The 22,849-nt window shown below is 74.6% G+C and carries 21 protein-coding genes and 1 pseudogene; 10 read left to right on the top strand and 12 right to left on the bottom strand.

All coding sequences use genetic code 11. From position 1 onward, the window contains the following. The first annotated feature begins 82 nt into the window (after positions 1-82). Genes purE through AACH11_RS01360 form a run of 4 tightly spaced genes read left to right on the top strand, consistent with a single transcriptional unit; the run spans position 83 to position 3,985 of the window. Positions 83-637, top strand: a complete 555-nt coding sequence (purE, locus tag AACH11_RS01345; protein WP_341372392.1) for a 5-(carboxyamino)imidazole ribonucleotide mutase — start codon at positions 83-85, stop codon at positions 635-637. Next, entirely contained in the window at positions 634-1,815 is a 1,182-nt protein-coding gene (locus AACH11_RS01350; RefSeq protein ID WP_341372393.1) for a 5-(carboxyamino)imidazole ribonucleotide synthase, read from the top strand. The genes purE and AACH11_RS01350 overlap by 4 nt, the downstream gene beginning before the upstream one ends. 31 nt (positions 1,816-1,846) lie before the next feature. Further along, positions 1,847-2,869, top strand: a complete 1,023-nt coding sequence (locus AACH11_RS01355) for an L-threonylcarbamoyladenylate synthase (RefSeq protein ID WP_341372394.1) — start codon at positions 1,847-1,849, stop codon at positions 2,867-2,869. A gap of 45 nt (positions 2,870-2,914) precedes the next feature. After that, a complete protein-coding gene (locus tag AACH11_RS01360) occupies positions 2,915-3,985 on the top strand; it encodes an SGNH/GDSL hydrolase family protein (RefSeq protein ID WP_341372395.1) in 1,071 nt (356 codons plus the stop codon). Positions 3,986-4,003: 18 nt separating this feature from the next. On the opposite strand, the gene AACH11_RS01365 is transcribed toward AACH11_RS01360, so the two are convergent. Together AACH11_RS01365 and dacB are read right to left on the bottom strand one after the other, a co-directional pair. Then, a complete protein-coding gene (locus tag AACH11_RS01365) occupies positions 4,004-4,297 on the bottom strand; it encodes a SemiSWEET transporter (RefSeq protein WP_341372396.1) in 294 nt (97 codons plus the stop codon). 8 nt (positions 4,298-4,305) lie between these two features. After that, entirely contained in the window at positions 4,306-5,814 is a 1,509-nt protein-coding gene (dacB, locus tag AACH11_RS01370; protein WP_341372397.1) for a D-alanyl-D-alanine carboxypeptidase/D-alanyl-D-alanine endopeptidase, read from the bottom strand. 124 nt (positions 5,815-5,938) lie between these two features. Between dacB and tsaB the strand changes: the two genes are divergently transcribed. The 3 genes from tsaB to AACH11_RS01385 are packed head-to-tail and all read left to right on the top strand — an operon-like array spanning position 5,939 to position 8,173. Further along, positions 5,939-6,697 (top strand): tRNA (adenosine(37)-N6)-threonylcarbamoyltransferase complex dimerization subunit type 1 TsaB, encoded by a 759-nt coding sequence (tsaB, locus tag AACH11_RS01375; protein ID WP_341372398.1) that lies wholly within the window; start codon positions 5,939-5,941, stop codon positions 6,695-6,697. Further along, the gene (gene rimI, locus AACH11_RS01380) at positions 6,694-7,260 is read left to right on the top strand and encodes a ribosomal protein S18-alanine N-acetyltransferase (RefSeq protein ID WP_341372399.1); all 567 of its coding nucleotides are present in this window, start codon (positions 6,694-6,696) and stop codon (positions 7,258-7,260) included. Before tsaB ends, rimI begins: the two co-directional genes overlap by 4 nt. Beyond that, a complete protein-coding gene (locus tag AACH11_RS01385) occupies positions 7,247-8,173 on the top strand; it encodes a uracil-DNA glycosylase (RefSeq protein ID WP_341372400.1) in 927 nt (308 codons plus the stop codon). Before rimI ends, AACH11_RS01385 begins: the two co-directional genes overlap by 14 nt. Before the next feature lie 46 nt (positions 8,174-8,219). Here AACH11_RS01385 and glmU read toward each other — a convergent pair whose 3' ends face one another. Beyond that, complete coding sequence (gene glmU / locus AACH11_RS01390) at positions 8,220-9,614, bottom strand: bifunctional UDP-N-acetylglucosamine diphosphorylase/glucosamine-1-phosphate N-acetyltransferase GlmU (protein WP_341372401.1); 1,395 nt, start codon at positions 9,612-9,614, stop codon at positions 8,220-8,222. A 157-nt stretch (positions 9,615-9,771) separates the two neighbouring features. Here glmU and AACH11_RS01395 point away from each other — a divergent pair, with 157 nt between their 5' ends. Then, the gene (locus tag AACH11_RS01395) at positions 9,772-10,632 is read left to right on the top strand and encodes a DUF6279 family lipoprotein (protein WP_341372402.1); all 861 of its coding nucleotides are present in this window, start codon (positions 9,772-9,774) and stop codon (positions 10,630-10,632) included. Between the two features lie 87 nt (positions 10,633-10,719). Here the strand turns inward: AACH11_RS01395 and AACH11_RS01400 are convergent, their stop codons facing one another. The 6 genes and pseudogenes from AACH11_RS01400 to AACH11_RS01425 form a co-directional block, all read right to left on the bottom strand. Then, positions 10,720-11,190, bottom strand: a complete 471-nt coding sequence (locus AACH11_RS01400) for a hypothetical protein (protein WP_341372403.1) — start codon at positions 11,188-11,190, stop codon at positions 10,720-10,722. A gap of 230 nt (positions 11,191-11,420) precedes the next feature. Next, on the bottom strand, positions 11,421-12,482 hold the full coding sequence (locus AACH11_RS01405) for a hypothetical protein (RefSeq protein WP_341372404.1): 1,062 nt from the start codon (positions 12,480-12,482) through the stop codon (positions 11,421-11,423). 90 nt (positions 12,483-12,572) lie between these two features. Next, positions 12,573-13,568 carry an LPP20 family lipoprotein gene (locus tag AACH11_RS01410; RefSeq protein ID WP_341372405.1) on the bottom strand — a complete coding sequence of 332 codons (996 nt, stop codon included), beginning with the start codon at positions 13,566-13,568 and terminating at the stop codon, positions 12,573-12,575. A gap of 210 nt (positions 13,569-13,778) precedes the next feature. Then, on the bottom strand, positions 13,779-14,492 hold the full coding sequence (locus AACH11_RS01415; RefSeq protein WP_341372406.1) for a hypothetical protein: 714 nt from the start codon (positions 14,490-14,492) through the stop codon (positions 13,779-13,781). A gap of 166 nt (positions 14,493-14,658) precedes the next feature. Next, positions 14,659-15,597: pseudogene (gene ttcA, locus AACH11_RS01420) on the bottom strand (tRNA 2-thiocytidine(32) synthetase TtcA); the annotation flags it as partial. 108 nt (positions 15,598-15,705) lie between these two features. Continuing rightward, positions 15,706-16,485, bottom strand: a complete 780-nt coding sequence (locus AACH11_RS01425; RefSeq protein WP_341372407.1) for an SDR family oxidoreductase — start codon at positions 16,483-16,485, stop codon at positions 15,706-15,708. Positions 16,486-16,523: 38 nt separating this feature from the next. On the opposite strand from AACH11_RS01425, the gene AACH11_RS01430 reads away from it, so the two are divergent. Together AACH11_RS01430 and AACH11_RS01435 are read left to right on the top strand one after the other, a co-directional pair. Then, entirely contained in the window at positions 16,524-17,813 is a 1,290-nt protein-coding gene (locus AACH11_RS01430; protein ID WP_341372408.1) for a class I SAM-dependent methyltransferase, read from the top strand. 10 nt (positions 17,814-17,823) lie between these two features. Beyond that, complete coding sequence (locus AACH11_RS01435; protein WP_341372409.1) at positions 17,824-18,015, top strand: DUF2905 family protein; 192 nt, start codon at positions 17,824-17,826, stop codon at positions 18,013-18,015. 177 nt (positions 18,016-18,192) lie between these two features. Here AACH11_RS01435 and AACH11_RS01440 read toward each other — a convergent pair whose 3' ends face one another. From AACH11_RS01440 to AACH11_RS01450, 3 genes are all read right to left on the bottom strand, one after another. Further along, positions 18,193-19,437 (bottom strand): multifunctional CCA addition/repair protein, encoded by a 1,245-nt coding sequence (locus AACH11_RS01440; RefSeq protein WP_341372410.1) that lies wholly within the window; start codon positions 19,435-19,437, stop codon positions 18,193-18,195. A 131-nt stretch (positions 19,438-19,568) separates the two neighbouring features. Next, positions 19,569-20,531, bottom strand: coding sequence for an NAD-dependent epimerase/dehydratase family protein (locus AACH11_RS01445; RefSeq protein WP_341372411.1), 963 nt, complete (start codon positions 20,529-20,531; stop codon positions 19,569-19,571). A 14-nt stretch (positions 20,532-20,545) separates the two neighbouring features. After that, entirely contained in the window at positions 20,546-22,732 is a 2,187-nt protein-coding gene (locus tag AACH11_RS01450; RefSeq protein WP_341372412.1) for a lytic transglycosylase domain-containing protein, read from the bottom strand. Positions 22,733-22,849: the final 117 nt, after the last annotated feature.

The raw sequence follows: 22,849 nt of genomic DNA on the forward strand, positions 1-22,849 counted from the left end.
GCGGCGGATGCCGCCAGATGCGGTCGACCACCTACAATTCAATGTTTTTCGTCAGCCGGCGGCCGCGGCCGCCCAGCCCACCATGCACGACAGCGCTTCCCCTTCCGCCCCCCGCTCCGATGCTGCTGCCGGCGTGCAGGTAGGCGTGCTGATGGGCTCGTCCAGCGACTGGGAGACGATGCGGCAGGCCGCCGAGATTCTGACCGAGTTTGGCATCGCCCATGAGTGCCGCGTCGTCTCGGCCCACCGCATGCCCGACGAGATGTTCGCCTATGCCGAGGCGGCGGCCGACCGCGGCCTGAAGGCCATCATCGCCGGCGCCGGCGGCGCCGCCCACCTGCCGGGCATGCTGGCGGCCAAGACCACCGTGCCGGTGCTGGGCGTGCCGGTGCAGAGCAAGGCGCTGTCCGGCGTCGATTCCCTGCACTCGATCGTGCAGATGCCCAAGGGCATTCCGGTGGGCACCTTCGCCATCGGTGCGGCCGGCGCGGCCAATGCCGCGCTGTTCGCGGTGGCGATGCTGGCCACCGGCGACGCCGCGCTGCGCGCGAAGCTGGAGGCCTTCCGCGCCCGCCAGACCGAGATCGCCCGCGCCATGACGGCCGAGCTGGTGCCGCCGGCACGGGTGGGCGCATGAGCGCGCTGTCCGAGGCCCGCAGCGTGCTGCTGCCCGGCGCGACGCTGGGCGTGATGGGCGGCGGCCAGCTGGGCCGCATGTTCGTCCATGCGGCGCAGTCCCTGGGTTATTTCACGGCCGTGCTCGATGCCGATCCGGTGTCGCCGGCCGGACTGGTCGCGCAGTACCACGTGCAGACCGGCTACCAGGACGAGCAGGGCCTGGCGCAGCTGATGCAGCGCTGCCAGGCCATCACCACCGAGTTCGAGAACGTGCCCGCCGGTGCCCTGCGCACCCTGGGCGCGCAACGGCCGGTCGCGCCCTCGGGCGATGCGGTGGCCGTCTGCCAGGACCGGGCGCTGGAGAAGGCGCATTTCGTGCGTTGTGGTGTGCCGTGCGCGCCGCACGCCCTGATCGAGGACGAGGCCGGTCTGGCCGCCATCGACGCCGCTGCGCTGCTGCCCGGCATCCTCAAGACCGCCCGCCTGGGCTATGACGGCAAGGGTCAGGTGCGGGTGCGCAGCGCCGACGAGCTGGCCGCCGCCTGGCGCGACCTGGGCGGCGTGGCCTGCGTGCTCGAACGCATGCTGCCGCTGGCGCTCGAACTCAGCGTGGTGGTCGCGCGCAACGCCCATGGTGAGGTGGTGACGCTGCCGGTGCAGCAGAACCTGCACCGCGACGGCATCCTGGCCGTGACCCAGGTGCCGGCACCCGACGCCACGCCCGCGCAGAGCGCCCAGGCCGTGGCCTGCGCCGCGCGCATCGCGGCCGAGCTGGGCTACGTCGGCGTGCTCTGCGTCGAGTTCTTCGTGCTGGCCGACGGCACGCTGGTGGCCAACGAGATGGCACCGCGGCCCCACAACTCCGGCCACTGGTCGATCGACGGCGCCGACATCAGCCAGTTCGAGCTGCAGGTGCGCACGCTGACCGGCCTGCCGCTGATCGCCCCGCGCCAGCACTCGCCGTCGGTGATGCTCAATCTGCTGGGTGACCTGTGGTTCGATGCCGCCGGCCAGCTGCGCGAGCCCGACTGGGCCGGCGTGCTGGCGCTGCCGGGCGTGCACCTGCACCTGTACGGCAAGACCGACGCCCGCGTCGGCCGCAAGATGGGCCACCTGACCGTCACCGCCGCCACCGCCGAGCAGGCCCGCGAGGTCGCGTTGCAGGTCTGCGCGCGGCTGGGTCTGGCCGCCTGCTGAGCGCGGACCCGCTCCGGCGTAGGGGATGACGATGGGCGTGCTGTCCGGCTCCGATCCCGTGGCGCTGGCGCAGGCCGCGCGTCGCCTGGCCGACGGTGGTCTGGTCGCCTTCCCGACCGAGACCGTCTACGGCCTGGGCGCGCGCGCCGACGACGATGCGGCGGTCGCCGGCATCTATGCCGCCAAGGGCCGGCCGGCCGACCATCCGCTGATCGTCCACGTCGCCGACTGGTCGGCCGCCCAGGCCTACACCGATGCGCCGAGCCCGCTCGCGCAGCGCCTGGTGCAGGCCTTCTGGCCCGGGCCGGTGACGCTGATCGCCCCGCGCCGGCCCGGCATCGGCACCGCCGCGGCCGGCGGCCAGGACAGCATCGGCCTGCGCTGTCCCGCCCATCCGGTGGCCCAGGCCCTGCTGCGCGCGGCGCTGGACCTCGGCGTGACCGGCGTGGCCGCACCGAGCGCCAACCGCTTCGGCCGCGTCAGCCCGACCTGTGCGGCCCATGTCGCCGGCGAGTTCGGGCCGCAGCTGCTGATCCTCGACGGCGGCGACTGCCCGGTGGGCATCGAGTCGACCATCATCGACACCCGGGGCACGCATCCGGTGCTGTTGCGTCCGGGGCTGCTCGACCGCCCCACGCTGGAGGCCGCGCTCGGCGACGCGCTGAGTGCGCCCGACCGCCACGCGCCGCGCGCCTCCGGCACGCTCGAGTCCCACTACGCACCGACGGCGCCGGTCTGGCTGGCCTCGCCGCAGGCCCTGCGCACGGCGGCGCCGGCCGGGGCGCTGTCCGTGGCCGAGGCCGCCGACAGGGCGCTCACCTCCGGGTCACCGACCCGACAAGGGCTGGCGGTATATTCCCGCGCTCGCCCTGCCTGGCCGCACCGGCTGTGGCGGCCGATGCCCGAAGACGCCGCGGCGCTGGCCCACGAACTGTTCGCCGTCCTGCGGACGCTCGACGAGGCCGCCGTGGCGGCCATCGTCGTCGAGCAGCCGCCCGCCCAGCCGGACTGGGAAGGCGTGAACGACCGTCTGCGCCGCGCGGCCACCCGCTGATGCGGCCGGGGCGCCCCCCCGGGCGCCATCCTGATCTGGAACCCCATGAGCCTGCTGAAGTCCCTGCGCGCAACCTCCCGAGCCGGCGAGGCGACCGCCGCCCGTCGGCGCCGCCCGCTGGCCGTCGCCCTCGCCGCGACCGCGGTGGTCGTCGGTGCCGCCGTGCTGGCCGCCTGTGGCGGCTCGGTCTCGCAGGCCACGGATTTCGAGCCCGGCCGCCTGATCGTGCTGGGCGACGAGCACAGCGTGCTCGACGACAGCACCTCGGCCGGCAATGCCCGCAAGTACGGCGTCAACGGACTGGACAGCAGCGGCAACCGCGACTGCACGGTGCTGCCCTCGGTCATCCAGTACGTGGCCAGCCGCTACGGTCTGGTCTTCGCCGCCTGCAATCCGTCGAATGCCACCGTCACGGCCTGGAACCGCGCGCGTGCCGGGGCCAAGGTCGAGGGCGGCGGCAACAGTCTGGCCGAGCAGATCGCCTCGGGCGCCCTGCGCAGCGACGACCTGGTCACGGTGTGGATCGGCACCCACGACGTGATCGAGGTCTACCGTCAGTTCAACAAGGGCCAGCTCAGCGAGGCCGGCGCGCTGGCCGAGATCGAGCGCCGTGGCGCGGCGGCGGCCGCACAGATCAACGGCGTGCTGGCCACCGGCGCACGGGCCCTGGTCTTCACCGTGCCCGATCTGGGTCTGAGCCCCTATGCGCGCGCGATGGTCAGCGCCGCCGATCCGGATGACGCCACGATCGGCGCCGACAGCGCGGCCATGAGCCGCCTGACCGCGTTGAGCAAGGGCTTCAACGCCTACCTGCGCACCGCCATCGACTCGACGCGCTACGACGGCCGCAATTTCGGCCTGATCTTCCCCGACGAGGTGGTGCAGGCGCTGACCAGCAAGCCCACCAGCTACCTGACCTATCTGGTGTCGCCCTACAACGTGAGCAGCGCGGTCTGCGCCGCGGCCCAGCCGGCCTGCGACAACGAGACGGCGGATCTGGTCAGTTCGGGCGTGTACAACGGCTATCTGTGGGCATCGCCGCTGTGGTTCAGCTACCCGGCCCACCATCTGCTGGCGGTGCAGGTCAACACCCGCCTGTCCGCCTTGCCGTTCTGAGGGCCCGCGGGGCCGGGCTCAGGCGTCGCGCGGCACGGCCGGCGCCGCCGCCGCCCGGCGTGCCCGCACCGTGCGGGCCAGAATGGTGGCCGCCAGCGCGAAGGTGATCAGGTTGGCGATGACGATCGGCCATTCACCGATCGCCAGGCCGTAGACCAGCCACAACGCGACACCGATGGTGAAGGCGCCGTACATGCCCACCGAGATGCCCTCCAGGTTGTCCGAGCGGAAGGTCTGCCAGGCCTGGGGCACGAAGGAGCCGGTGGTCAGCGAGGCGGCGACGTAGCCCAGCCATTCGGGAGGAAGGTTCATGGGGGTTCTCAGGGTGAACCCGGATATTGGACCACCCAATCCTGTGCCGCATCAAGAACAGCACGGAATCTCCCGGCCTGCTCGTGGCGTATCACCGCGACCAGCACCCGCCGCCGGCCGTCGAGGCCGTGCACGATGCCGGCCACGCCGGCGACATCGGCCAGTGAGCCGGTCTTCAGATGGGCGCGGCCGGTCGCGCCCTGGCTGCGTGCGGCGGTGCCGTCGATGCCGGCCAGTGGCAGGGCCGCGAGCCACTCGGGCATCAGTGGGCTCTGCCAGCCCTGCTGCAGCAGGCGGCCGAGCTGGGCGGCGCTGATGCGTGTCTGGCGCGACAGACCGGAGCCGTTGTCGACCACGATGCGTGCGGCTTCTGCGGTGCCCAGGCGCTCGGCCAGCCAGTCCTGCAGCACGCGGCGGGCCGTCGGCGCGTCGCCGCGGCCGCCCTGTTCCAGGCCGAGGGTCAGGAACAGCTGCTGGGCCAGCGTGTTGTTGCTCCATTTCTGGATGTCGCGCAGCACCTCGGCCAGCGGCGGCGATTCGAGCACGAAGGACGGCGCGCGGTCCGGTGCCGTGCCGTCGCGGACCCGGCCGTCCAGCTGGCCGCCGGCCTCGGCCCACAGCGCGCGCCACAGACGGGCGTCGAAGCTGGCGGCCTCGGGCCAGGCCAGGGGCCAGGCGCGTTCGCCGCAGGCCGACGGATAGCGGCCGTCGAAGCGCATCTGCCGCGTGTCCTGCGGGGTGGCGCGCAGCCCGCCGCGCCAGTCGCCGCAGGGGCCGTCGGTCAGCGGCACCGTGGGCTGCACCCCGTGGTCGGCCAGCCGCGGCTGGACGGTGACCCGGGCCAGCCCGGCGCCCACGTCCGGCGTGAACGTGTAGACCACGCTGCGCTGCGCCAGCAGCAGCGCGTCGGGTGCGACGTTGTAGGGCCGCAGCGGCTCGCCGTCGAAGGCGCCGGGATCGGTGGCCTCGACGGTGAACGCCTGGCGGTCGAGGACCAGATCGCCGGCGATCCTCTGCAGCCCGCTCTGGCGCAGGCGGCTGACCAGCAGCCACAGCCGTTCGGGCGTCCAGCGTGGATCTCCCCGGCCCTGGATCACCAGCGCGCCCTGCAGCACGCCCTCGCGCAGGGGGCCGTCCAGCCACACCGGGGTCCGCCAGCGGAACTGCGGCCCCAGGCGGTCGAGCGCCGCCCAGGCCGTCACCAGCTTGAACAGCGAGGCCGGATTCAGCGCCTGTTCGGCCTGCCAGGCGCGCAGGGTCCGGCCGCTGTCGGCGTCCTGCACCCACAGGTGCAGCGCCTGTGGCGGCAGGCCCTGGGCCTGCAGGGCTCGGCGCAGCGGCTCCGGCAGCCCGGCGGGGGCCGCCGGGGTGGACCCCGGGGCGTCGGCGGCCGCAGCCGTGCCGGGCCGCATCAGGGTGGCGATCAGGGCGGACGCCAGACCGAGCAGCCGTCGGCGGGCCGGCCGCAGGCCGTGCGCCATGGGCGTGCCCGGCCGGCGGGGGCAGGGGGTGGACATGGCCCTGATGATGGCACGGCTACACTGCCGGGCCGTCCGCGGCACGGGCGCGCGCGGTGCATCCCCGATGACCGCCGGGCGCACTGCCGCCGATTTCCCGCGATCCGTTTCCCCTGCTGCGACCATGGCCCGACTGCTTGCGATCGACACCGCCACCGAGGTGCTGGCGCTGGCCCTGTGCGGCCCGGACGGCGAGCACCTGGCCGTCGAGGCCGGCGGGCCGGCCGCCTCGGCGCGGCTGCTGCCGCGGGTGCAGGCGCTGTGGCAGCAGGCCGGTTGGACGGCGGCCGACCTGAGCGCCATCGCCTTTGGCCAGGGCCCGGGCGCCTTCACGGGCCTGCGCACCGCCTGTGCGGTCGCCCAGGGCCTGGCCTGGGCGCTGCAGCGCCCGGTGCTGCCGATCGACAGCCTGCTGCTGGTGGCTGACGATGCCCAGGCCCAGTGCGAGGCGCGGGGCGAGCCCGGCGCCGACCACTGGTGGGTGGCGATGGATGCCCGGATGGACGAGGTCTATGCCGCGGCCTACCGGCGCGAGGCCGGCGGCTGGGTCCGCGAGGTCATGCCCGCCCTCTGGACGCTGCCGGCCCTGCACGCGCACTGGTTGCAGGCGCCGCCGCGGGCGGTGGCGGGTACCGCGCTCGACGTCCATGCGCGCCATCTGCCGCTGGCGTCCGTCGCGCTGCAGGTGCCGCGCGAGGCGTCGCGCGCCGCCGCGCTGGCCCGCCTGGCCCGCGCGGCCTGGGCCGCCGGCGCGGCCCGTCCGGCCGAGCAGGCGCTGCCCCTCTACCTGCGCGACAAGGTCGCGCTGACCACGGCCGAGCGCGAGGCGGCGCGTGCGGCACCGGTGCTTCCGGCCGCCAGTCGCCCGGAGCCGCGGGCATGAATCCGGTGGCCGGGCCGGGCGCGGCCGAGACCGGTCACGGCCAGCCCCTCGCCGGGGGGCGGGCACAGCATCTGCCGATGCTGGTGGCCGATGTCGAGCGGGTGATGGCCGTCGAGGTCACCGCCTACAGCCATCCCTGGACACGGGGCAATTTCGTCGATTCGCTGGCCGCCGGCCATGAGGCCGAGCTGCGACTGGGGCCCGATGGCCGCCTGCAGGCCTACCAGGTCACGATGCCGGGCGTCGAGGAGTGCCATCTGCTGAACCTGACCGTGGCGCCGGCCTGGCAGCGCCGCGGCCTCGGCGGCCTGATGCTGGGGCGTCTGGCGGCCCGGGCCGTGGCCCGCGGGGACCATGCCGTCTGGCTGGAGGTGCGCGAGGGCAATGCGCCCGCGCGGGCGCTCTACCGCCGCTGCGGCTTCATCGAGCATGGCCTGCGCAAGCACTACTACCCGGCCGCGGGTGGCCGCGAACACGCGGTGGTGATGGGACTGGTGCTGGATGACGCGCCGGCCCGGACCCTGATCGCCCGCGCACGGGAGGATGACGATGGTCTGGTCTGAGCGCCAGCAGGCGATGCTGCAGGCCATGGGCCTGCGGCTGTGGGGGCCGACCGCGACCGCCGGCCCTGCCGCCGATGAACGGGCCGATGCACCGGCCGATGCCGGCCCTGCGGCCGTGGCCGTCCCGTCCGGCTCCGGCATGCCTGCATCCGGCCAGACGGAGGCGCCGCTGCGGGCCCCGCGCGCCGTGCCGGATGCCGGTGTGAGCCCGCCCGCGGCCCGGGCCGGCCGTGTGTCGGTCGTGTCGCCGGCCGTGCCGCCTGCGGCCCGCCCGTCGCTCGACGGCATCGCGCCCGACTGGGCCGGCCTCGAAGCCCAGGTCGCCGCCTGCACCGCCTGCGGGCTGTGCGAGGGCCGGCGCCAGACCGTCTTCGGCGTCGGCGATCGCCAGGCCCGCGTGATGGTCATCGGCGAGGCCCCGGGCGAGCACGAGGACCGCCAGGGCGAGCCCTTCGTCGGCGCCGCCGGGCAGTTGCTCGACCGCATGCTGGCCGCCGTCGGCCATCGCCGTGGCGAGGGAGATCTGCCGCGTGTCTACATCGCCAACACGCTCAAGTGCCGGCCGCCGGGCAACCGCAATCCGACGCCCGACGAGCTCGCGCGGTGCATGCCCTACCTGCTGCGCCAGATCGAGCTGGTGCGCCCGCGCTTGATCCTGGCGCTGGGCGCCTTCGCCGTGCGCGCGGTGCTGCGCCAGGAGGCGCCGATCGGGCGTCTGCGGGGCAGCGTGCACACCGCGCCCTGGCCGGGTGAGCCGGGGCCGGGTGTCCCCGCGGGGCTGCCGGTGGTCGTCAGCTACCACCCGTCCTATCTGCTGCGCCAGCCGACCGAGAAGGCCAAGGCCTGGGCGGACCTGTGTCTGGCGATGGACACGCTGCAGAAGCTGGCGCCGGCCGACCCGACCGGCCCCTGAGCGCCGGCGCGCGGGGGGGCCGCCCCCGGGCGGTGGCCGGCGCGGTTCAGCCCTTCGGCGCCTTGGCCGGACGCGTCCAGCCCGCCAGCGACACCTGCTTGGCGCGCGAGACCGTCAGCTGGCCTTCCGGCGTGTCCTTGCTGACGGTGCTGCCGCCGCCGATGGTGCCGCCAGCGCCGATCGTCACCGGCGCGATCAGCACGCAGTTGCTGCCCACGTGCACGTCGTCGCCGATCGTCGTGCGGTGCTTGTTGGCGCCGTCGTAGTTGGCGGTGATGCTGCCGGCGCCGTAGTTCACGCGCGCGCCGACCGTGGCGTCGCCCAGATAGGCCAGGTGGTTGGCCTTGGCGCCCTTGGCCATCGTCGAGTTCTTGACCTCGACGAAGTTGCCGATGTGGACCTCCTCGGCGAGTTCGGCGCCTGGGCGCAGCCGCGCATACGGGCCGATCAGCGAGCCGGCACCGACCGTGGCGCCGTCGATGTGGGTGTAGGGGTGGATGACCACGCCGTCACCGATCTCGGCGTCGCGGATCACGCAGTGGGCGCCGATGCTCACGCCTTCGCCCAGCACCACGCGGCCCTCGAACACGCAGCCGACGTCGACCTCGCAGTCCTGGCCGTGGGCCAGGCTGCCGCGCAGGTCGAAGCGGGCCGGATCGGCCAGGCGCAGGCCGGACTCCAGCAGCGCCTCGGCCTGGCGGCGCTGGAAGCGGCGCTCCAGGTCGGCCAGCTGCAGCGGGCTGTTGACGCCCAGCACCTCGGTCTCCTCGCGCGCCTGGTGGGCGACCACCGGCACGCCGTCGGCCACCGCCATCGCGACGATGTCGGTCAGGTAGTACTCCTGCTGGGCGTTGTCGTTCTTCAGCGCGGCCAGCCAGCGCTTGAGCGCCGCGGTGGGCGCGGCCATCATGCCGGTGTAGACCTCGCGGATCCCGCGCTGGGCCGGGCTGGCGTCCTTGTGCTCGACGATGCCCAGCACCGGCGCCGTCGCCGAGCCGTCACCGCCGCGCACGATGCGGCCGTAGCCGGTGGCGTCGTCCAGCGTGATCGTCAGCAGGGCCAGCTGCCGGCCACCACAGGCCTCGGCCAGCGCCTGGGCGGTGGCCGGTGCGATCAGCGGCACGTCGCCGTTGAGGATCAGCGTCGTGCCCTCGGCCGCCAGGTGCGGTGCTACCTGCTGCACCGCATGACCGGTGCCGAGCTGGGGTTGCTGGCGCACCGCGGTCGCGCCGGAGCCGGCGATGGCAGACTCGACCTCGTCCGCCCCATGACCGGTGATGACCCAGCAGCGGCGCGGGCCGTCGGCCGACGCCAGCGCATCCGCGGTCTGCAGCACGTGCGCCAGCAGCGAACGGCCGGCCAGACGGTGCAGCACCTTGGGGCGCCGGGATTTCATGCGGGTGCCCTTGCCCGCGGCCATGATGACGATGTCCAGTGCCATGAAGATCTGTCTGCATCGGCCCGCCCCGGGGGCCGGTCGCGCCACCGCGGCGGCCCGGTCGGTGATGCCTGCGGCATCGTCGGTGTGCCGGGGCGGGGCGGACCTCAGAGGCCCCGGCATACGGGCGCGGATTATCGGCGCGCTCGCTGTCCTGGCGATGACCCTGCTCGGGGGCTGCAGTGCGCTGCGCGTGAGCTACGACCGTGCCGACACCCTGGCCGGGTGGTGGCTGGACCGGCGCCTGGACTTCACGGACGCGCAGGAGGGGGCCGTGCGGCAGTCGCTGCGCGACTGGCTGGCCTGGCATCGGGCCACTCAGCTGACGGATTATGCGAAGGGCCTGGCGGCGCTGCGTCCGCGTCTGGCCGGGCCGTTGTCGTCCGACGAGATCTGCGCCGTCGCCGAGGCATGGCAGCAGCGCCTGCAGCGCGCGGCCGAGGCGGCGGTACCGGCCGCCGCCCGTCATGCCCGCAGCCTGGGCCCGGCCCAGCTCGACCGGCTCGAACGCCGCTTGCACGAGGACCTGGCGGACGACGAGCAGGAGCTCGCGCCCGCCGATGCCCGCCGGCGCCACGAGCAGGCCGTCACCCGCTGGGTCGAGCGTGCCGAGCGGCTCTATGGTCGGCTCGACGCCCGTCAGCGTGCGCTGCTGGCCGAGGTGATCGAACGCGGCCCCTGGGATGCCCGGCGCTGGATCGCCGAGCGCCGTGCCCGCCAGCAGGATCTGCTGCGCGATTGGCGGGCCTGGCAGCAGGCCGGCGCGGACGAGGCCGTCTGGCGCGAGGGCCTGCGGCAGCAGATGGCCGCGCTGTGGGTCTCGCCCCGCCCGGCCTACCGGGCCCATGCCGCCCAGCTGCGCCAGGCCGATTGCGCGCTGATGGCACGCCTGCACGACAGCACCAGCGCCGCCCAGCGTGACCGCGCCCGCGAGCGCCTGCAGGGCTGGGAGGACGATCTGCGCCAGCTGGCCGCCGGGCCGGCCGATGGCGAGCCGGCGCCCTTGTCCGGTGGGCGATGAGCGCGGGCGGGCCGGGGGCCTCGGCTGCCGGCCGGGGCGGAGGGCCGGGCTGCGGTGTCCTGCCGCGGCGCCGACCGGCGTGACGGGTCAGCGCGTGGCCGGGCCGGCGCCGCGCTGGCCCAGCGGGGCGCCGCCGTCCGCCGCGCCGTCGGCGACCTCCAGCACGAACTCGCGCCGCCCGGTGCGCTGGCGGCTGTCGCTGATCTCGACCTGCAGGCGGTGCAGCCCGGCCGGCAGGACCTGGGCCGGCGCGTTCAGCCCGCGCGGATCGACCCGGGTGCCGGCGGCCAGCAGGCGGCCGGTCAGGTCCAGCCGGCTGCGGCCGTAGAGCACGCGCAGCGAGGCCGGATCGAGCGCGCTGCCGTCCGGGCTGCTCCAGCGCAGGCGGATCTCGAACGGCGGGCGCAACAGCGCGCCGGACTCCGGGTCGAGCAGCTCGATGCGCGGTGCGCCCGGCTCAGGCATGGCCCGTGTCAGCGGCGCCTCGTCGGGCAGCGCCTGCTCGCGTGCGGCTTCCTCCGGGCTGACCAGCCAGGCCGTGGCCGCGGTCGCCGCCACCGCCGTCTCTGCCCGGGGGTGGGGCGAGCCCGTCGCCGCCAGCGGCCTCGTCCGGGCCTCGCGGTCCGCGGCACGGGCAGCCGTGACCGTCAGGCCGGCGACGGCCAGCACGGCCACCCACGCGGCCACCCGCACGGCCGACGCCGCAGCCGGGCCGCCCCGCCGGGCTCGTCGCGTCTGCCGAGCGGCGGTCATCCCTTCGCGCTTCGGGCCGGCGGCGGGCATCGGCATCAGCTGCCCGTCAGACGGTCGCGCGCCTTGTCCCAGAAGCCGGTGCCGAAGTTCACCTTCACGATGTCGCCGCGGCGGATCTGCGCGCCGGCCTTGGCATCGTCGACGGTGATCCAGGCATCGCTGTCGCTGATCTGCTCGGAGATCCGGCCCTTGACGATCAGCACCTCCTCGACCGACGGCTTCTTCGTGCGCAGATCGACCTCGCCCGCGCGCAGCGTGTAGATCTCGACCGGGTTGCCCGGCTTGACCCCGGCGCGCTTGCCCATCGTGATCTTGAAGATCGATTCCTTGCCATTGCTCCGGGCGGCCGTGATGTAGCCGCGTGGCGTGAACTCGTTGCGCAGCTCCTCGCTCTTGGCCTCGACCGCCTTCTGGGTCGCGGCCTGGGTCAGGCCCGGGGCGGCCTGCTGGCGCAGGTCGTAGGGCTGCTCGCTGAGCTGTGCATTGCCCTCCAGCTCGATGGACTCGACCAGGCGCAGGCTGGGGATCTCGTAGACGCGCACCGTCATCTTCGAGCGGCCCTGGTAGGTCCAGCCCGGGCGGCTGGTGATCATCGTGCGGCCGGTCTTCTTGTCGACGTAGCTGGAGCCCTGCGAGTAGGCCGCGCCCCAGCTGGCCACGCCCATGACCAGCTTGACGGCGAAGTCGGCCACGTCGGGGCCGAGATAGCCCTTGCTGGTGCTCATCTCGGCCAGCTTCAGCTCCTTGTCCAGCGCGTTGGCCAGCGAGCGGTCGACGATCTCGCAGGTGCGGCCGAGCTGCGATTCGAGCTCGCGCACCGCGATCTGCGGCAGGTTGTGGCCGCGCGCCGACGCGTTGTCGTCCGGCTGGAATACCACCACCCGCACGCGGCGGTCGCCCATTTCCAGCTGCTTGGTCGTCGGCATGATGGCCGCGTCGGGCAGCTGGACCGGGCTGTTGAAGGTGGCGACCTTGACCTTGTCGAGCGTGCCGCCGCAGGCCGTCAGCAGGGTGCCCAGGGGCAGCGACGCACAGCCGCCGAGCAGCGTGCGGCGGCGTGCATCGACAGGCGAGGGGAGCGGGCGGGGCAGGGTCATCAGCGGTCTCCGTCAGGGTGGGGTCTGCGGGGGCCGGTCGTCGCGCCACCGCCGGAGCGGCCGGTGCGCGCCGTACGCCGGCCTGAGGTGTCAGGGGGCCAGGCCCAGGGCCTCCAGCGAGCCGACCTCGGTCAGCTGTTCGGACCAGCGGGTGAGCGCGTTGCGGCGGGCGCCGGCCAGGTCGTAGCGCGAGCCACCGGCCACGTCCCACAGCCGGCGCGCGACGGTGCGGCCCTGGGCATCGAGCAGCGTCAGCTGGATGCCGAGCTTGAGCATCTGGTTGCCGTAGAGCGTGTCGCTGCGGCTGCTGGTCTGGATCTGCACCACCGGCTGGCCCGGCAGCCCGGGCCCCAGGCTGCTGCGCATGCCCAGGTCGCCGAGGAAGCGGCCGAGGGTGTCGGCGATGTCGCCGTCATCGGGGCGGGCGCGCAGCTCGAAGGCCAGTTCGCCGGCGATCTGGCGGCTGCGCTGGGCCAGCCGGCCCCAGCGCTGCACGCCGGCCAGCCCGTCCTGTTCGAGCCCGGCGCCGAGCAGCAGCTGCGACAGCAGCACGGCACGGTCGATCTGCGCCCGGTTGCGCTGCAGGGCCAGGTACTGTTCCAGCACCGGGCCGCCGGCCAGCGTGGCCTCGACCTGGGCCAGCGGGCCTTCGATCAGCGCCAGCCGGCCCTGGGTGTCGCGGATGAAGGCCGGCCGGTCGACCTTGACCAGGGCGAAGACCTCGCCGCCGGAGCGGTCACTGCGCGCCAGCTCGTAGCGGCTGAACTCGGTGTCGAGCACCGCTTCGGAGACGGTGCTGCTGGCCTTGGCGTCGACGCGGCCGTTCTGCTCGGTCAGCGTGCGGCTGAGGCTGCCGCTGATGGTCGATCGCAGGTGGGCGGCGACCTGCCGCAGCGCCGCGCGCCGGGCCTCGTCCAGGCCGGGGCCGGAGCCCACGCCCCACAGCCATTGGGCATCGTCGCGCGGGGGATCGACGGTCCAGCCCGGCGGCGCCGCGCAGCCCAGCAGTGGCAGCCCGGCCAAGGCGGCGCCCAGCAGGACGCGGCGGGAGGTCTCGGCGGACGGACGGACGAGGCGACGGGGCATGGCGGAACGCGGCAGCAGGGCGGACGATGTCGCCCGGGTCATGGGGCGGAGCCGGGCGGGAGGCCGTCCGGCCACGGGGCGCGGACAGCGATCTCACGGATTTGTAGCAGAGCCCGTCCTCGAACTTGCTGACGTCGCGCAGACCGGTTCGTCAAGCGTGGGGATGTGCGCGGGGGCCTTCCGCCCTCGGTGGCCGGTCGTGATGGCCGCTCAGGCGACCGGGGCCAGGCGCACGGTGTGGGGTTCGGGCCGCGACCGGGGCGCGTCGCTCAGTGCGGCGCTGAACAGCGTGCGCCAGAGCGATTCGGTCGCCGGGCTGGCATAGCCTTCGAGCCGGGCCCGCGCCTCGTACAGCGGTTGGGCGTCGGCGAGCTGGCGCAGCAGCACCGCCACCTCCCAGCTCTCGCGGGTGGGTTCGGGCGGCCAGGGCCAGCGGCCGGAGACGCCCCAGCCGGGTCGCGGGCCACCTCCCCGCTGCACGCCCACGCCCACACCCACGCGCCAGGCCGGCGCCGGCCAGAAGCGCGGATCCTCCCAGGCCGCCGGGCCGATCAGCGCGCGGTGCACGGCCAGTTGCACGCCGAGCGTCGGCGGGGCGCCGTCGTCAGCCCGCTCCAGGCCCACGCGCTGCAGGGCAGGCAGCGCGGCGGCTTCGACCTGGGCGCTGCGGGCCGCGTCATCCTGTTGCGAGGGCAGCCGGTCCCAGCGGAAACGCTGCAGCGCGGCATCGTCCGGCCAGCGGCCGTGGCTGGCCACCAGGATGCTGAGCTGGCCCAGCGTCGCGCAGCCGCCGAGGGCGGCCAGCAGCGGCGCGGCGCCCAGCGGCAGCAGGCTGCCGGCGCGCAGCAGACCTCGGCGTCCGGCGTCGGCCGGGGCGTGTGCTGGCGGTGCGGGAAGGCGGGTGGGGTCGAGGGCAGCGGTCATGGCCACATCAGCATACGCCGCCTGCGGCCCGGTGGGCTCAGCCGGCAGCCGCGTCGTCGGTGTCCGTGCCGGCGTCGGCGTCGGGCCAGGCCCGGGCCGTCGCCGCGGGGCTGCGGCGCAGCGTGTCGACCGACACCCGCACCTCGGCTGCCGGTACCGCGGCCGGTGCCGCCGGCGTCGCGCAGCTGTCATCGCCCTCGTCCTCGTCGAAGGCCTTGTCACCGGTCGGATCGGGCTTGCCGGTGGGCTTGATGGACGTGAACGGGTAGAGCGAGCGGTCCATCATGTGCGAGAGCGTGATGTTGCCCATCGCGGTGAACATGTTGTCGATGCGCCCCGGGTACTGCCTGTCCCAGTCGCGGATCATCTTCTTGGTCAGCACGCGCTGCAGGTTCTCCTGGCTGCCGCACAGGCTGCAGGGGATGATCGGGAACTGTCGGTGCTCGGCCCAGCGTTCGAGATCCGTCTCGGCCACGTAGGCCAGCGGGCGGATCACCGTGTGTTCGCCGTTGTCGCTGACCAGCTTCGGCGGCATGCCCTTCATGCGGCTGCCGAAGAACATGTTCATCAGCAGGGTGACGACCATGTCGTCGCGGTGGTGGCCGAGCGCGATCTTGGTCGCGCCCAGCTCGCGCGCCACCCGGTAGAGGATGCCCCGCCGCAGCCGCGAGCACAGGCTGCACATCGTCTGGCCTTCCGGGATGTGCTTCTTGACGATCGAGTAGGTGTCCTGGTTCTCGATGTGGAAGTCCACGCCGAGGCCTTCCAGGTAGCGCGGCAGCACGTCGGCCGGGAAGCCGGGCTGCTTCTGGTCGAGGTTGACGGCGACGATCGAGAACTTGATCGGCGCGCGCTTCTGCAGGTTCAACAGGATGTCGAGCAGGCTGTAGCTGTCCTTGCCGCCGGACAGGCAGACCATGACCTTGTCGCCGTCCTCGATCATGTTGAAGTCGCCGATGGCCTGGCCGACCTGGCGGTGCAGGCGCTTGCTCAGCTTGTTCATCTCGAAGGCGTGCTTCTTCGCCTTCGCGTCGGCGGCGGAGGAGGCCGTGGCGTCGGGCGTCGGCTCGGTCGCGGCGGCGGGGCGGTGTTCGGCGAGGTTCATGGCGGGCAGGCTGCGGGCAAGCCCGCGATTGTCCCCGATGACGGCCGACCGGCGCCCGTGCAGGGTTCGCGCCGGGGCCCGGGCCGTGCTCGCCGGTGGATCCGCCGCTCAGCGCAGCCAGACCGAGCGGCCGCCGTCCATGCGCAACACCTGGCCGGTGATGTAGCCGGCGTCCAGCGCGAGCCAGCCGACGGTGCGCGCCAGCTCGTCGAAGGCCCCGACGCGGCCCTGCGGGATGCTCTCCAGGATGGCCTGGCGCAGCGGCTCGTCCGACCAGTCGGCCGGCCACTCCAGCGCACCCGGAGCGACGATGTTGCAGCGCACGTCGGGCGCCCATTCGACGGCGAGCGCGCGCACCAGCGTCTCCAGGCCGGCCTTGGCCACCAGATACCAGACATGGTGGCGCTGCGGCTGCTGGACCTGGATGTCGCCGACGGCCACGACGGCGCCGCGCAGCCGGCGCAGCGAGGGCTCCAGGCTGGCCAGGATCGCGGCATGGCCGCTGACGTGGATGCGGAAATCGGACTCGGCGCGGTCCAGCTCGGCCAGTGCGCTGGTGTGCCAGCGGCTGGCGTTGCAGACGACGACCTGCACCGGCAGCTCGGGCCGCGGGAAGACCGGCAGGTCCTCCAGCGCCGCCTGCCAGCGCAGCGCGCTGCCCGGGCGCTCGGCGTTGAAGGCCTCGACCAGCTGCTGCGCCCGCGCCGCACTGCCGGCGTGTCCGTGGTGGACGACGATGCCCAGGCCCTGGGCGTGCAGATGGCGGCTGATCGCCAGCCCGCCGCGCACCGAGCCGCCGGTCACCAGCGCCCAGCGGCCGGCCAGATGCCGCTCGTCCAGCACCACGGGCAGGCCGTCGGTGCCGGCCGCGGGGCGGGGTGTGGCCATCGTTCCGGCCGGCGCGGCGGACTTTCTAGAATCCATGGATGAACGATGCGTTGAAGAGCGGAGCGGACGAGGCCGGCGTCGAGGGCGACAGCGGTGCGGTGGCCGGCGGTGGGCCGGGCGCGGGCCGCAGTGTAGCCAGCGCCCCGATGTCCCCCCCGGGCGCGGGTGGGTTCGACGGCAGCGCCGGGTCAGCGTCCGCGGCCGGCCGTGGCGACCCGGCCGCGCAGGCGCTGCGCGCCGAGATCGACCGTCAGATCGTGGCGGCCGGCGGCTGGCTGTCCTTCGACCGCTACATGGCCTGTGTGCTCTACACGCCGGGGCTGGGCTACTACGCCGGCGGCCGGCGCAAGTTCGGCCACATGCCGGCCTCGGGCAGCGATTTCGTCACCGCGCCCGAGCTCTCGCCGGCCTTCGGCCGCGCACTGGCGGTGCAGGTGGCCCAGGGCCTGGCGCTGACCGGCCACCGGGTGGTGACCGAGTTCGGCGCCGGTTCGGGGGCGCTGGCGCAGCAGGTGCTGTCGGCGCTCGACGCGGCGCAGCCGGCGGACGAGCCGGTGCGCTACCGCATCGTCGAGCTGTCGGCCGAGCTGCGCGAGCGCCAGCGCGAGCGCCTGGCCGCCTTCGGCGACCGCGTGCAGTGGCTGGACGCGCTGCCCGAGCGCATCGACGGCGTGGTGCTGGGCAACGAGGTGCTGGACGCGATGCCGGTGCAGCTGATCACCAGCCCCGACGGCCGGCAGTGGCTGGAGCGCGGCGTGGTGCGCACGCCCGAGGGCGCGCTGGCCTGGGACGACCGGCCGACCGCGCTGCGCCCGCCGGACGACGTCGCCGACCAGGCCTGGGTGCCGGGCACCGTGACCGAGCTGCACGGCCCGGCCGAGGCCTTCGTGCGCACGCTGGCCGGCGTGGCCGGGCGGCTGCTGGCGCTGTTCATCGACTACGGCTTTCCGGAGGCGGAGTTCTATCTGCCGCAGCGCCACGGTGGCACGCTGATGTGCCACCAGGCGCACCGGGCGGACCCGGATCCGCTGGACCAGCCCGGCGCCAAGGACATCACCGCCCACGTGAACTTCACCGGCATCGCGCTGGCGGCACAGGAGGCGGGGCTGCAGGTCGCGGGCTACACCAGCCAGGCGCGCTTCCTGTTGAACTGCGGGCTGCTCGACCTGTTGCAGGAGGCGGACATCCCGGCGCGCGCGGCGGCGCAGAAGCTGATCACCGAGCACGAGATGGGCGAGCTGTTCAAGGTCATCGCGCTGTGCCGGGCGCTGCCGGACGAGGTCGTGCCGTGCGGTTTCGTCGCGGGCGACCGCACGCACCGGCTGTGAAGCGACGGCGATGCGCTGGCTGATCCTGCTGCTGATCTTCGCCCTGGTCTTCAAGGGCCTGCGCAGCTGGCTGCGCGTGCTGGGCCTGGGCAATCTGCCGGGCGATTTCACGATCCGCCTGTTCGGCCGCGAGCTCTACCTGCCGCTGGCCAGCCTCGTGGTGCTGAGCTTCGTCATCATGCTGCTGGGTTCGCTGGTCTGAGTGCGGGTCGTTCGGACGGCGTGGGGTGGATTGCGCGTGCGGCGTGCCGGACCCTTGCCTGAGGACGCTGCCCTGGGTGGCCGGCCCGACGATTTCGGGACGCATGAGGCGGGCCGGCCACCCAGGGCAGCGGCCGAGCGCTCCGCGCTCTCCTCCCGCCGCCCCTCCCGCCAGGCGTCATCCCCCCGACAACGCCACCTCGATCGCCGCCTCCCGCGCACGACCGATCGCCGCCCCGACCGCCGGCCCACGGGCCCCCGAGGCCGCCGCCTCGGCCGCCACCGCCGCCGTGTCGACCGCCCGCGCCGCATCGAAGGCCGCCAGCAGCCGCGCCCGTTGCGGGTACGGCCGATCCTCGAAACCGGTGCGCCCACGCGCATCGCACTCGCAGGCCAGCAGCGCCTCGGCGAAGCGCTCCGGACGCCGCCAGGCGTCGCAACGGTCCAGCAGCCGCAGCACCGCCGCCGCGCCGAAGGACAGCGACTGGTGGATGTTGCCGTGCTCGCGCGCCACCAGCTCGGCCAGCGCCCGACAGTCGTTGGGCACCCGCCAGCGCTCGCTCACGATGCGCGTCAGCTTCTCGCTGCGCGCCTCGTGGCCGATGTGGCGCGGCAGCACGTCGGCCGGCGTCGTGCCCTTGCCCAGGTCATGGCACAGGCAGGCATAACGCACGGCCAGCGGGGCATCCAGACGGGCCGCCTGCTGCAGCACCAGCAGCAGGTGCAGGCCGGTGTCGACCTCGGGATGGAAGTCCGCGCGCTGCGGCACGCCCCACAGCCGATCCACCTCGGGCAGCAGGCGCGCCAGCGCACCGGTCTCGCGCAACACGCTCAGCATGCGCTCCGGCGCCGCGCCCATCAGCCCGCGCGAGAGCTCCTGCCAGACCCGCTCGGGCACCAGCGCATCGACCTCGCCGGCCGCCACCAGGTCCTGGCACAGCACCAGAGTGTCCGGATGGACCGTGAAGCCGGTGAAGCGCGCGGCAAAGCGCGCCAGCCGCAGCAGCCGCACCGGATCCTCGGCGAAGGCCGGCGAGACATGGCGCAGCACCCGCGCCTGCAGATCGGCGATGCCGCCCCAGGGGTCGATGCGCTCGCCCGTCAGCGGGTCCTCGGCGATCGCGTTGACCGTCAGGTCGCGGCGCATCAGGTCGTCTTCCAGGCGCACGTCCGGCGCGGCATGGAAGGTGAAGCCGTGGTAGCCGCGGCCCGACTTGCGCTCGGTGCGTGCCAGCGCGTATTCCTCGTGCGTCAGCGGGTGCAGGAAGACCGGGAAGTCCTGGCCGACCGGCGTGAAGCCGGCGGCGCGCATGGCCTCGGGCGTGGTGCCGGTGACGACCCAGTCGCGGTCGCCGGCCGGCAGGCCCAGCAGCGCGTCGCGCACCGCCCCGCCGACGATCCAGGCGCGACCGGGGACGGTCACGGTGCGGCTGTCGGCGTGTGCGTCATCCTGTGCCCGCCGCGGTGGCGTGGCGGGCGCCGAGGGCGCGGGTCCGGTCGGGTTCATCGTCGTCAGGAAGCAGGGCCGCGCAGGGGCGGCAGGTCCACCATCGCTCAGCTGCGCGGCGTCGCGCCATGGCCGCGCGGGGCGAAGTGCCCGGCCAGGCTGTCCAGTCCGGCGGCGGTGATGCCCAGGCTGTCCAGGCCCGGATGCCGCCCGCTGGCGACGTTGGGCACCCGCATCGACAGCAGGTTGTCGACCGACATCAGCGGCTCGCCCGGCAGCAGGCCGAGGGCGCTGGCCTGCAGGCGGCCGGCGGCCTCGGGCAGGCCGATCACCGGCCGGGCGCAGCCGGCCAGCGTGCCCACCCGCTGCACGATCTGGCGCAGCGTCAGCACCTCGGGGCCGGCGCATTCGACGACCGGATCGGCGGCCGGCGGCGCGGCCAGCGTGCGCACCACGGCCTCGGCCACGTCGCCGACGGCCACCGGCTGGAAGCGGGCGTCGGCGCCGGCCAGCGGCAGCACCGGTGCCAGCCGCTGCAGCCGCGCGAACAGGTTGGTGAAGCGGTCCTCGGTGCCGAAGATCACCGAGGGCCGCAGCAGCGCCAGCGCCGGCGGCTGCCCGCTGGCGGTGAGCGTCTCGCGCCAGATCCGCTCGCCGGCGGCCTTGCTGCGCAGGTAGAGCGAGGGGCCGTCGGGCGACACGCCCAGCGCGCTGACATGGACCACCCGGCGCAGCACGGGCCGCTGCGCGGCGGCCTGCGCCCAGTGGCGCACCAGCGTCACATGGGTGCGCTCGAAGGCCGTCGCATCGCCGTGCAGGATGGCCACCAGGTGCACCAGCGCGTCGGCGCCGTCCAGCAGCCGCAGGGCCTGGGCCGGGTCGTGCACGTCGGCGGCCACCAGCTCGACCCCGGGCAGCGCGGCCAGCGCACGGGCGGCGGCCGGCCGCCGCGTGGGCACGCGCAGCCGCACCCCCGGCCAGCGCGCGGCCAGGCGGGCGCAGACGGTGCGGCCGACGAAGCCGGTGCCGCCGGTCAGCACGATCAGACGCGGCGTGTGGGGAGGGCTCATGGGCACGTGGCGCTTCAGGGCAGCGCGGTGTTGGACGGGGCGGCCGTGGCGGCGCGCGGCGCGATCTGGCGGCCCAGGCGTGCGCGCAGGTCGGGCGCCGGGCGGCCTGGATCGGCCAGCGCGGCGTAGACGGCGGCGTTGCTCAGCACCTTCTTCACGTAGTCGCGCGTCTCGGCCAGCGGGATGGCCTCGGTCCAGGCCTCGGCGTCGACCGTGGCCGCCTCGCGCCAGCGGCGTGGCCGGCCGGGGCCGGCGTTGTAGGCGGCCGCCCCCATCGCGGCCGAGCCGTCGAGGTCGTCCATCACCAGGCGCAGATAGGTGGTGCCCAGGCGCAGGTTGAGCGCCGGGTCGCTCAGCTGCTCGGGGCTGTAGCCGGCGATGCCCAGCTTGCGCGCGGTCCAGCGCCCGGTCTCGGGCATCAGCTGCATCAGGCCGGTGGCGCCGACCGACGAGCGCAGGCTCATCATGAAACGCGTTTCCTGACGGATCAGGCCGGCCACCAGCGCCGGGTCCAGGCCGGCCTGGCGTGCGGCGCTGCGGATGTCGTCGCGCCAGGCCGCCGGATAGCGCAGCGCCAGATCGACCTGGCTGCGCGTGCGCTCGGCGGTGTTGATGCACAGCTGCCAGTCGGCCTGTTCGCAGGCCCAGCGGGCGGCGGCCAGCAGGCCGCGCTCGTCGAGGTCGCGCAGGCTGAAGTTCCACTCGCGCACGCCCTCGCTGCGCAGCCCGATCTGGGTCGCGAGCAGGCCGCGCTGCAGACCCGGATGCTGGCGCACGCGCTGTCGCTCGTCCGCGGTGAGCGGCGGCGGATCGGCGGGCAGCGTCGGGCGCAGGCCCAGGGCCTCGGCGGCCAGCAGCGGGTAGAAGGCGACGGCGGCCCCGGCGCCCGCACCGTCGACGATGCCTTGCCAGAGGCTGCGGGCACGGGCCTGCATCGGATCGCGCGCGCTGGCGTCCAGGCCACTGTCCGCGGCGCGCAGCTGCCAGGCCCGGGCGGCCCAGTAGGGCCAGGCGGCATCGGCCTGGCGGGCCTCCGGGCTCATGGCCTGGATCACGCGCAGCAGGCTGTCGGCGGCGAAGGTGTCCAGCGGGGCGCGCAGCAGGCCGCGCACGGTCCAGCCCAGGGTCTCGTCACCGAGATCCTCGGTGCTGGCGGCGATCTGGGGCTGGCCGGCGTCCGGTCGCACCGACGGCAGCAGCGCGGCGGCCCGCTGGGCCAGCCGCGGGGCGTCCGGATGGCTGCGGAAGACGGCCTGGCGTGCCGCGTAGGCCAGTGCCTGGGCCTGGGCGGCACGCGGCAGGGCCAGGCGGTCGGCCTGCAGGTGGTCGAGCGCGGCGGGCAGGTCCTGCGAGGCCAGGCGCATGAAGGCCAGCAGCCGCAGCTCGTGCGCGTTCTGGGTGAAGCCGATGCTGCGGGCCAGCACCTTGGCCGGGCGGTCCAGCACGTCGTCGGCCGCAGCGGCCATGCGCGGCCCCAGCAGCCGCAGGGCGGCGCGCACGCCGCCAGCGCTCTGGGCCTCCATCGCCAGCACGGCCTTGCGCCAGATGTCGTGGCTGTCCAGGCGCTCGGCGCCCACCAGGGCCTCGGCCAGGCTCTGGCAGCCTTCGTCGGGACTGCGCTGGCCCCACCAGGCGCGGCGTCCGGCATCGGTCACGTCCCGGCCGGCGCGGTGCTCGCCCAACAGCCACCAGCAGCGCACCTCGCGGTCGTCGTTCATGCGAAAGCGCGGGTACTCGCGGGCGATGCCGTCGAAGTCGCGCCGGCGGCCCAGCTCCAGCAGCCAGTCGTTGCGCAACCGGTCCTCGACATAGGTGCCGGGCCAGCGGGCGTAGAAGGCCGCGATCTCGTCCGCGCTGGCGTCGCGCAGGCGTGCGCTGAGGTCCCAGTAGTCGACCCAGGGGCGCAGGGCGTGCTGGTCGAGCAGCGCGCGCGTGGCGCTCAGCCGGCCGGCGTCGCGCTTGCGGGCGGCGTCGCGGGCCTCGATCAGCAGCGGCGCGGCGCTGTCCTGCACCGTGACGCTCGGCTGGGCCGAGGTGCGCAGCGGCAGCAGCAGGGCCAGCGCCAGCAGACGCCAGCCGTGGCCGTGCGCGGACCGGCGGCGACCCGGGGCCGGGCCTGGGGCTGAGGGCGCCGGTCGGGCGGCGGGGCCCGTGGCATCGGCGGACGGGACGGCGCGGCGGGGGGGCGAAAGGCGGATCACGTCCGCACTGTACCCCGCAGTCCGGCGGTCATGCCGATGCGGTGCACAGCCCCTGTCGCGCGTCGGGGCGAGCCGCGACGCGCGGGTGTCGGCCCCGGGGACACCCGCGAGCGACGT

The sequence above is a fragment of the Pseudaquabacterium rugosum genome (assembly GCF_038066575.1).
GTDB lineage: Bacteria > Pseudomonadota > Gammaproteobacteria > Burkholderiales > Burkholderiaceae_C > Pseudaquabacterium > Pseudaquabacterium rugosum.

Coding starts and splice junctions, on each gene's coding strand:
- purE (WP_341372392.1), top strand. CDS start 83: ATGCACGACAGCGCTTCCCCTTCCGCCCCCCGCTCCGATGCTGCTGCC.
- AACH11_RS01350 (WP_341372393.1), top strand. CDS start 634: ATGAGCGCGCTGTCCGAGGCCCGCAGCGTGCTGCTGCCCGGCGCGACG.
- AACH11_RS01355 (WP_341372394.1), top strand. CDS start 1,847: ATGGGCGTGCTGTCCGGCTCCGATCCCGTGGCGCTGGCGCAGGCCGCG.
- AACH11_RS01360 (WP_341372395.1), top strand. CDS start 2,915: ATGAGCCTGCTGAAGTCCCTGCGCGCAACCTCCCGAGCCGGCGAGGCG.
- AACH11_RS01365 (WP_341372396.1), bottom strand. CDS start 4,297: ATGAACCTTCCTCCCGAATGGCTGGGCTACGTCGCCGCCTCGCTGACC.
- dacB (WP_341372397.1), bottom strand. CDS start 5,814: ATGTCCACCCCCTGCCCCCGCCGGCCGGGCACGCCCATGGCGCACGGC.
- tsaB (WP_341372398.1), top strand. CDS start 5,939: ATGGCCCGACTGCTTGCGATCGACACCGCCACCGAGGTGCTGGCGCTG.
- rimI (WP_341372399.1), top strand. CDS start 6,694: ATGAATCCGGTGGCCGGGCCGGGCGCGGCCGAGACCGGTCACGGCCAG.
- AACH11_RS01385 (WP_341372400.1), top strand. CDS start 7,247: ATGGTCTGGTCTGAGCGCCAGCAGGCGATGCTGCAGGCCATGGGCCTG.
- glmU (WP_341372401.1), bottom strand. CDS start 9,614: ATGGCACTGGACATCGTCATCATGGCCGCGGGCAAGGGCACCCGCATG.
- AACH11_RS01395 (WP_341372402.1), top strand. CDS start 9,772: ATGACCCTGCTCGGGGGCTGCAGTGCGCTGCGCGTGAGCTACGACCGT.
- AACH11_RS01405 (WP_341372404.1), bottom strand. CDS start 12,482: ATGACCCTGCCCCGCCCGCTCCCCTCGCCTGTCGATGCACGCCGCCGC.
- AACH11_RS01410 (WP_341372405.1), bottom strand. CDS start 13,568: ATGCCCCGTCGCCTCGTCCGTCCGTCCGCCGAGACCTCCCGCCGCGTC.
- AACH11_RS01415 (WP_341372406.1), bottom strand. CDS start 14,492: ATGACCGCTGCCCTCGACCCCACCCGCCTTCCCGCACCGCCAGCACAC.
- AACH11_RS01425 (WP_341372407.1), bottom strand. CDS start 16,485: ATGGCCACACCCCGCCCCGCGGCCGGCACCGACGGCCTGCCCGTGGTG.
- AACH11_RS01430 (WP_341372408.1), top strand. CDS start 16,524: ATGAACGATGCGTTGAAGAGCGGAGCGGACGAGGCCGGCGTCGAGGGC.
- AACH11_RS01435 (WP_341372409.1), top strand. CDS start 17,824: ATGCGCTGGCTGATCCTGCTGCTGATCTTCGCCCTGGTCTTCAAGGGC.
- AACH11_RS01445 (WP_341372411.1), bottom strand. CDS start 20,531: ATGAGCCCTCCCCACACGCCGCGTCTGATCGTGCTGACCGGCGGCACC.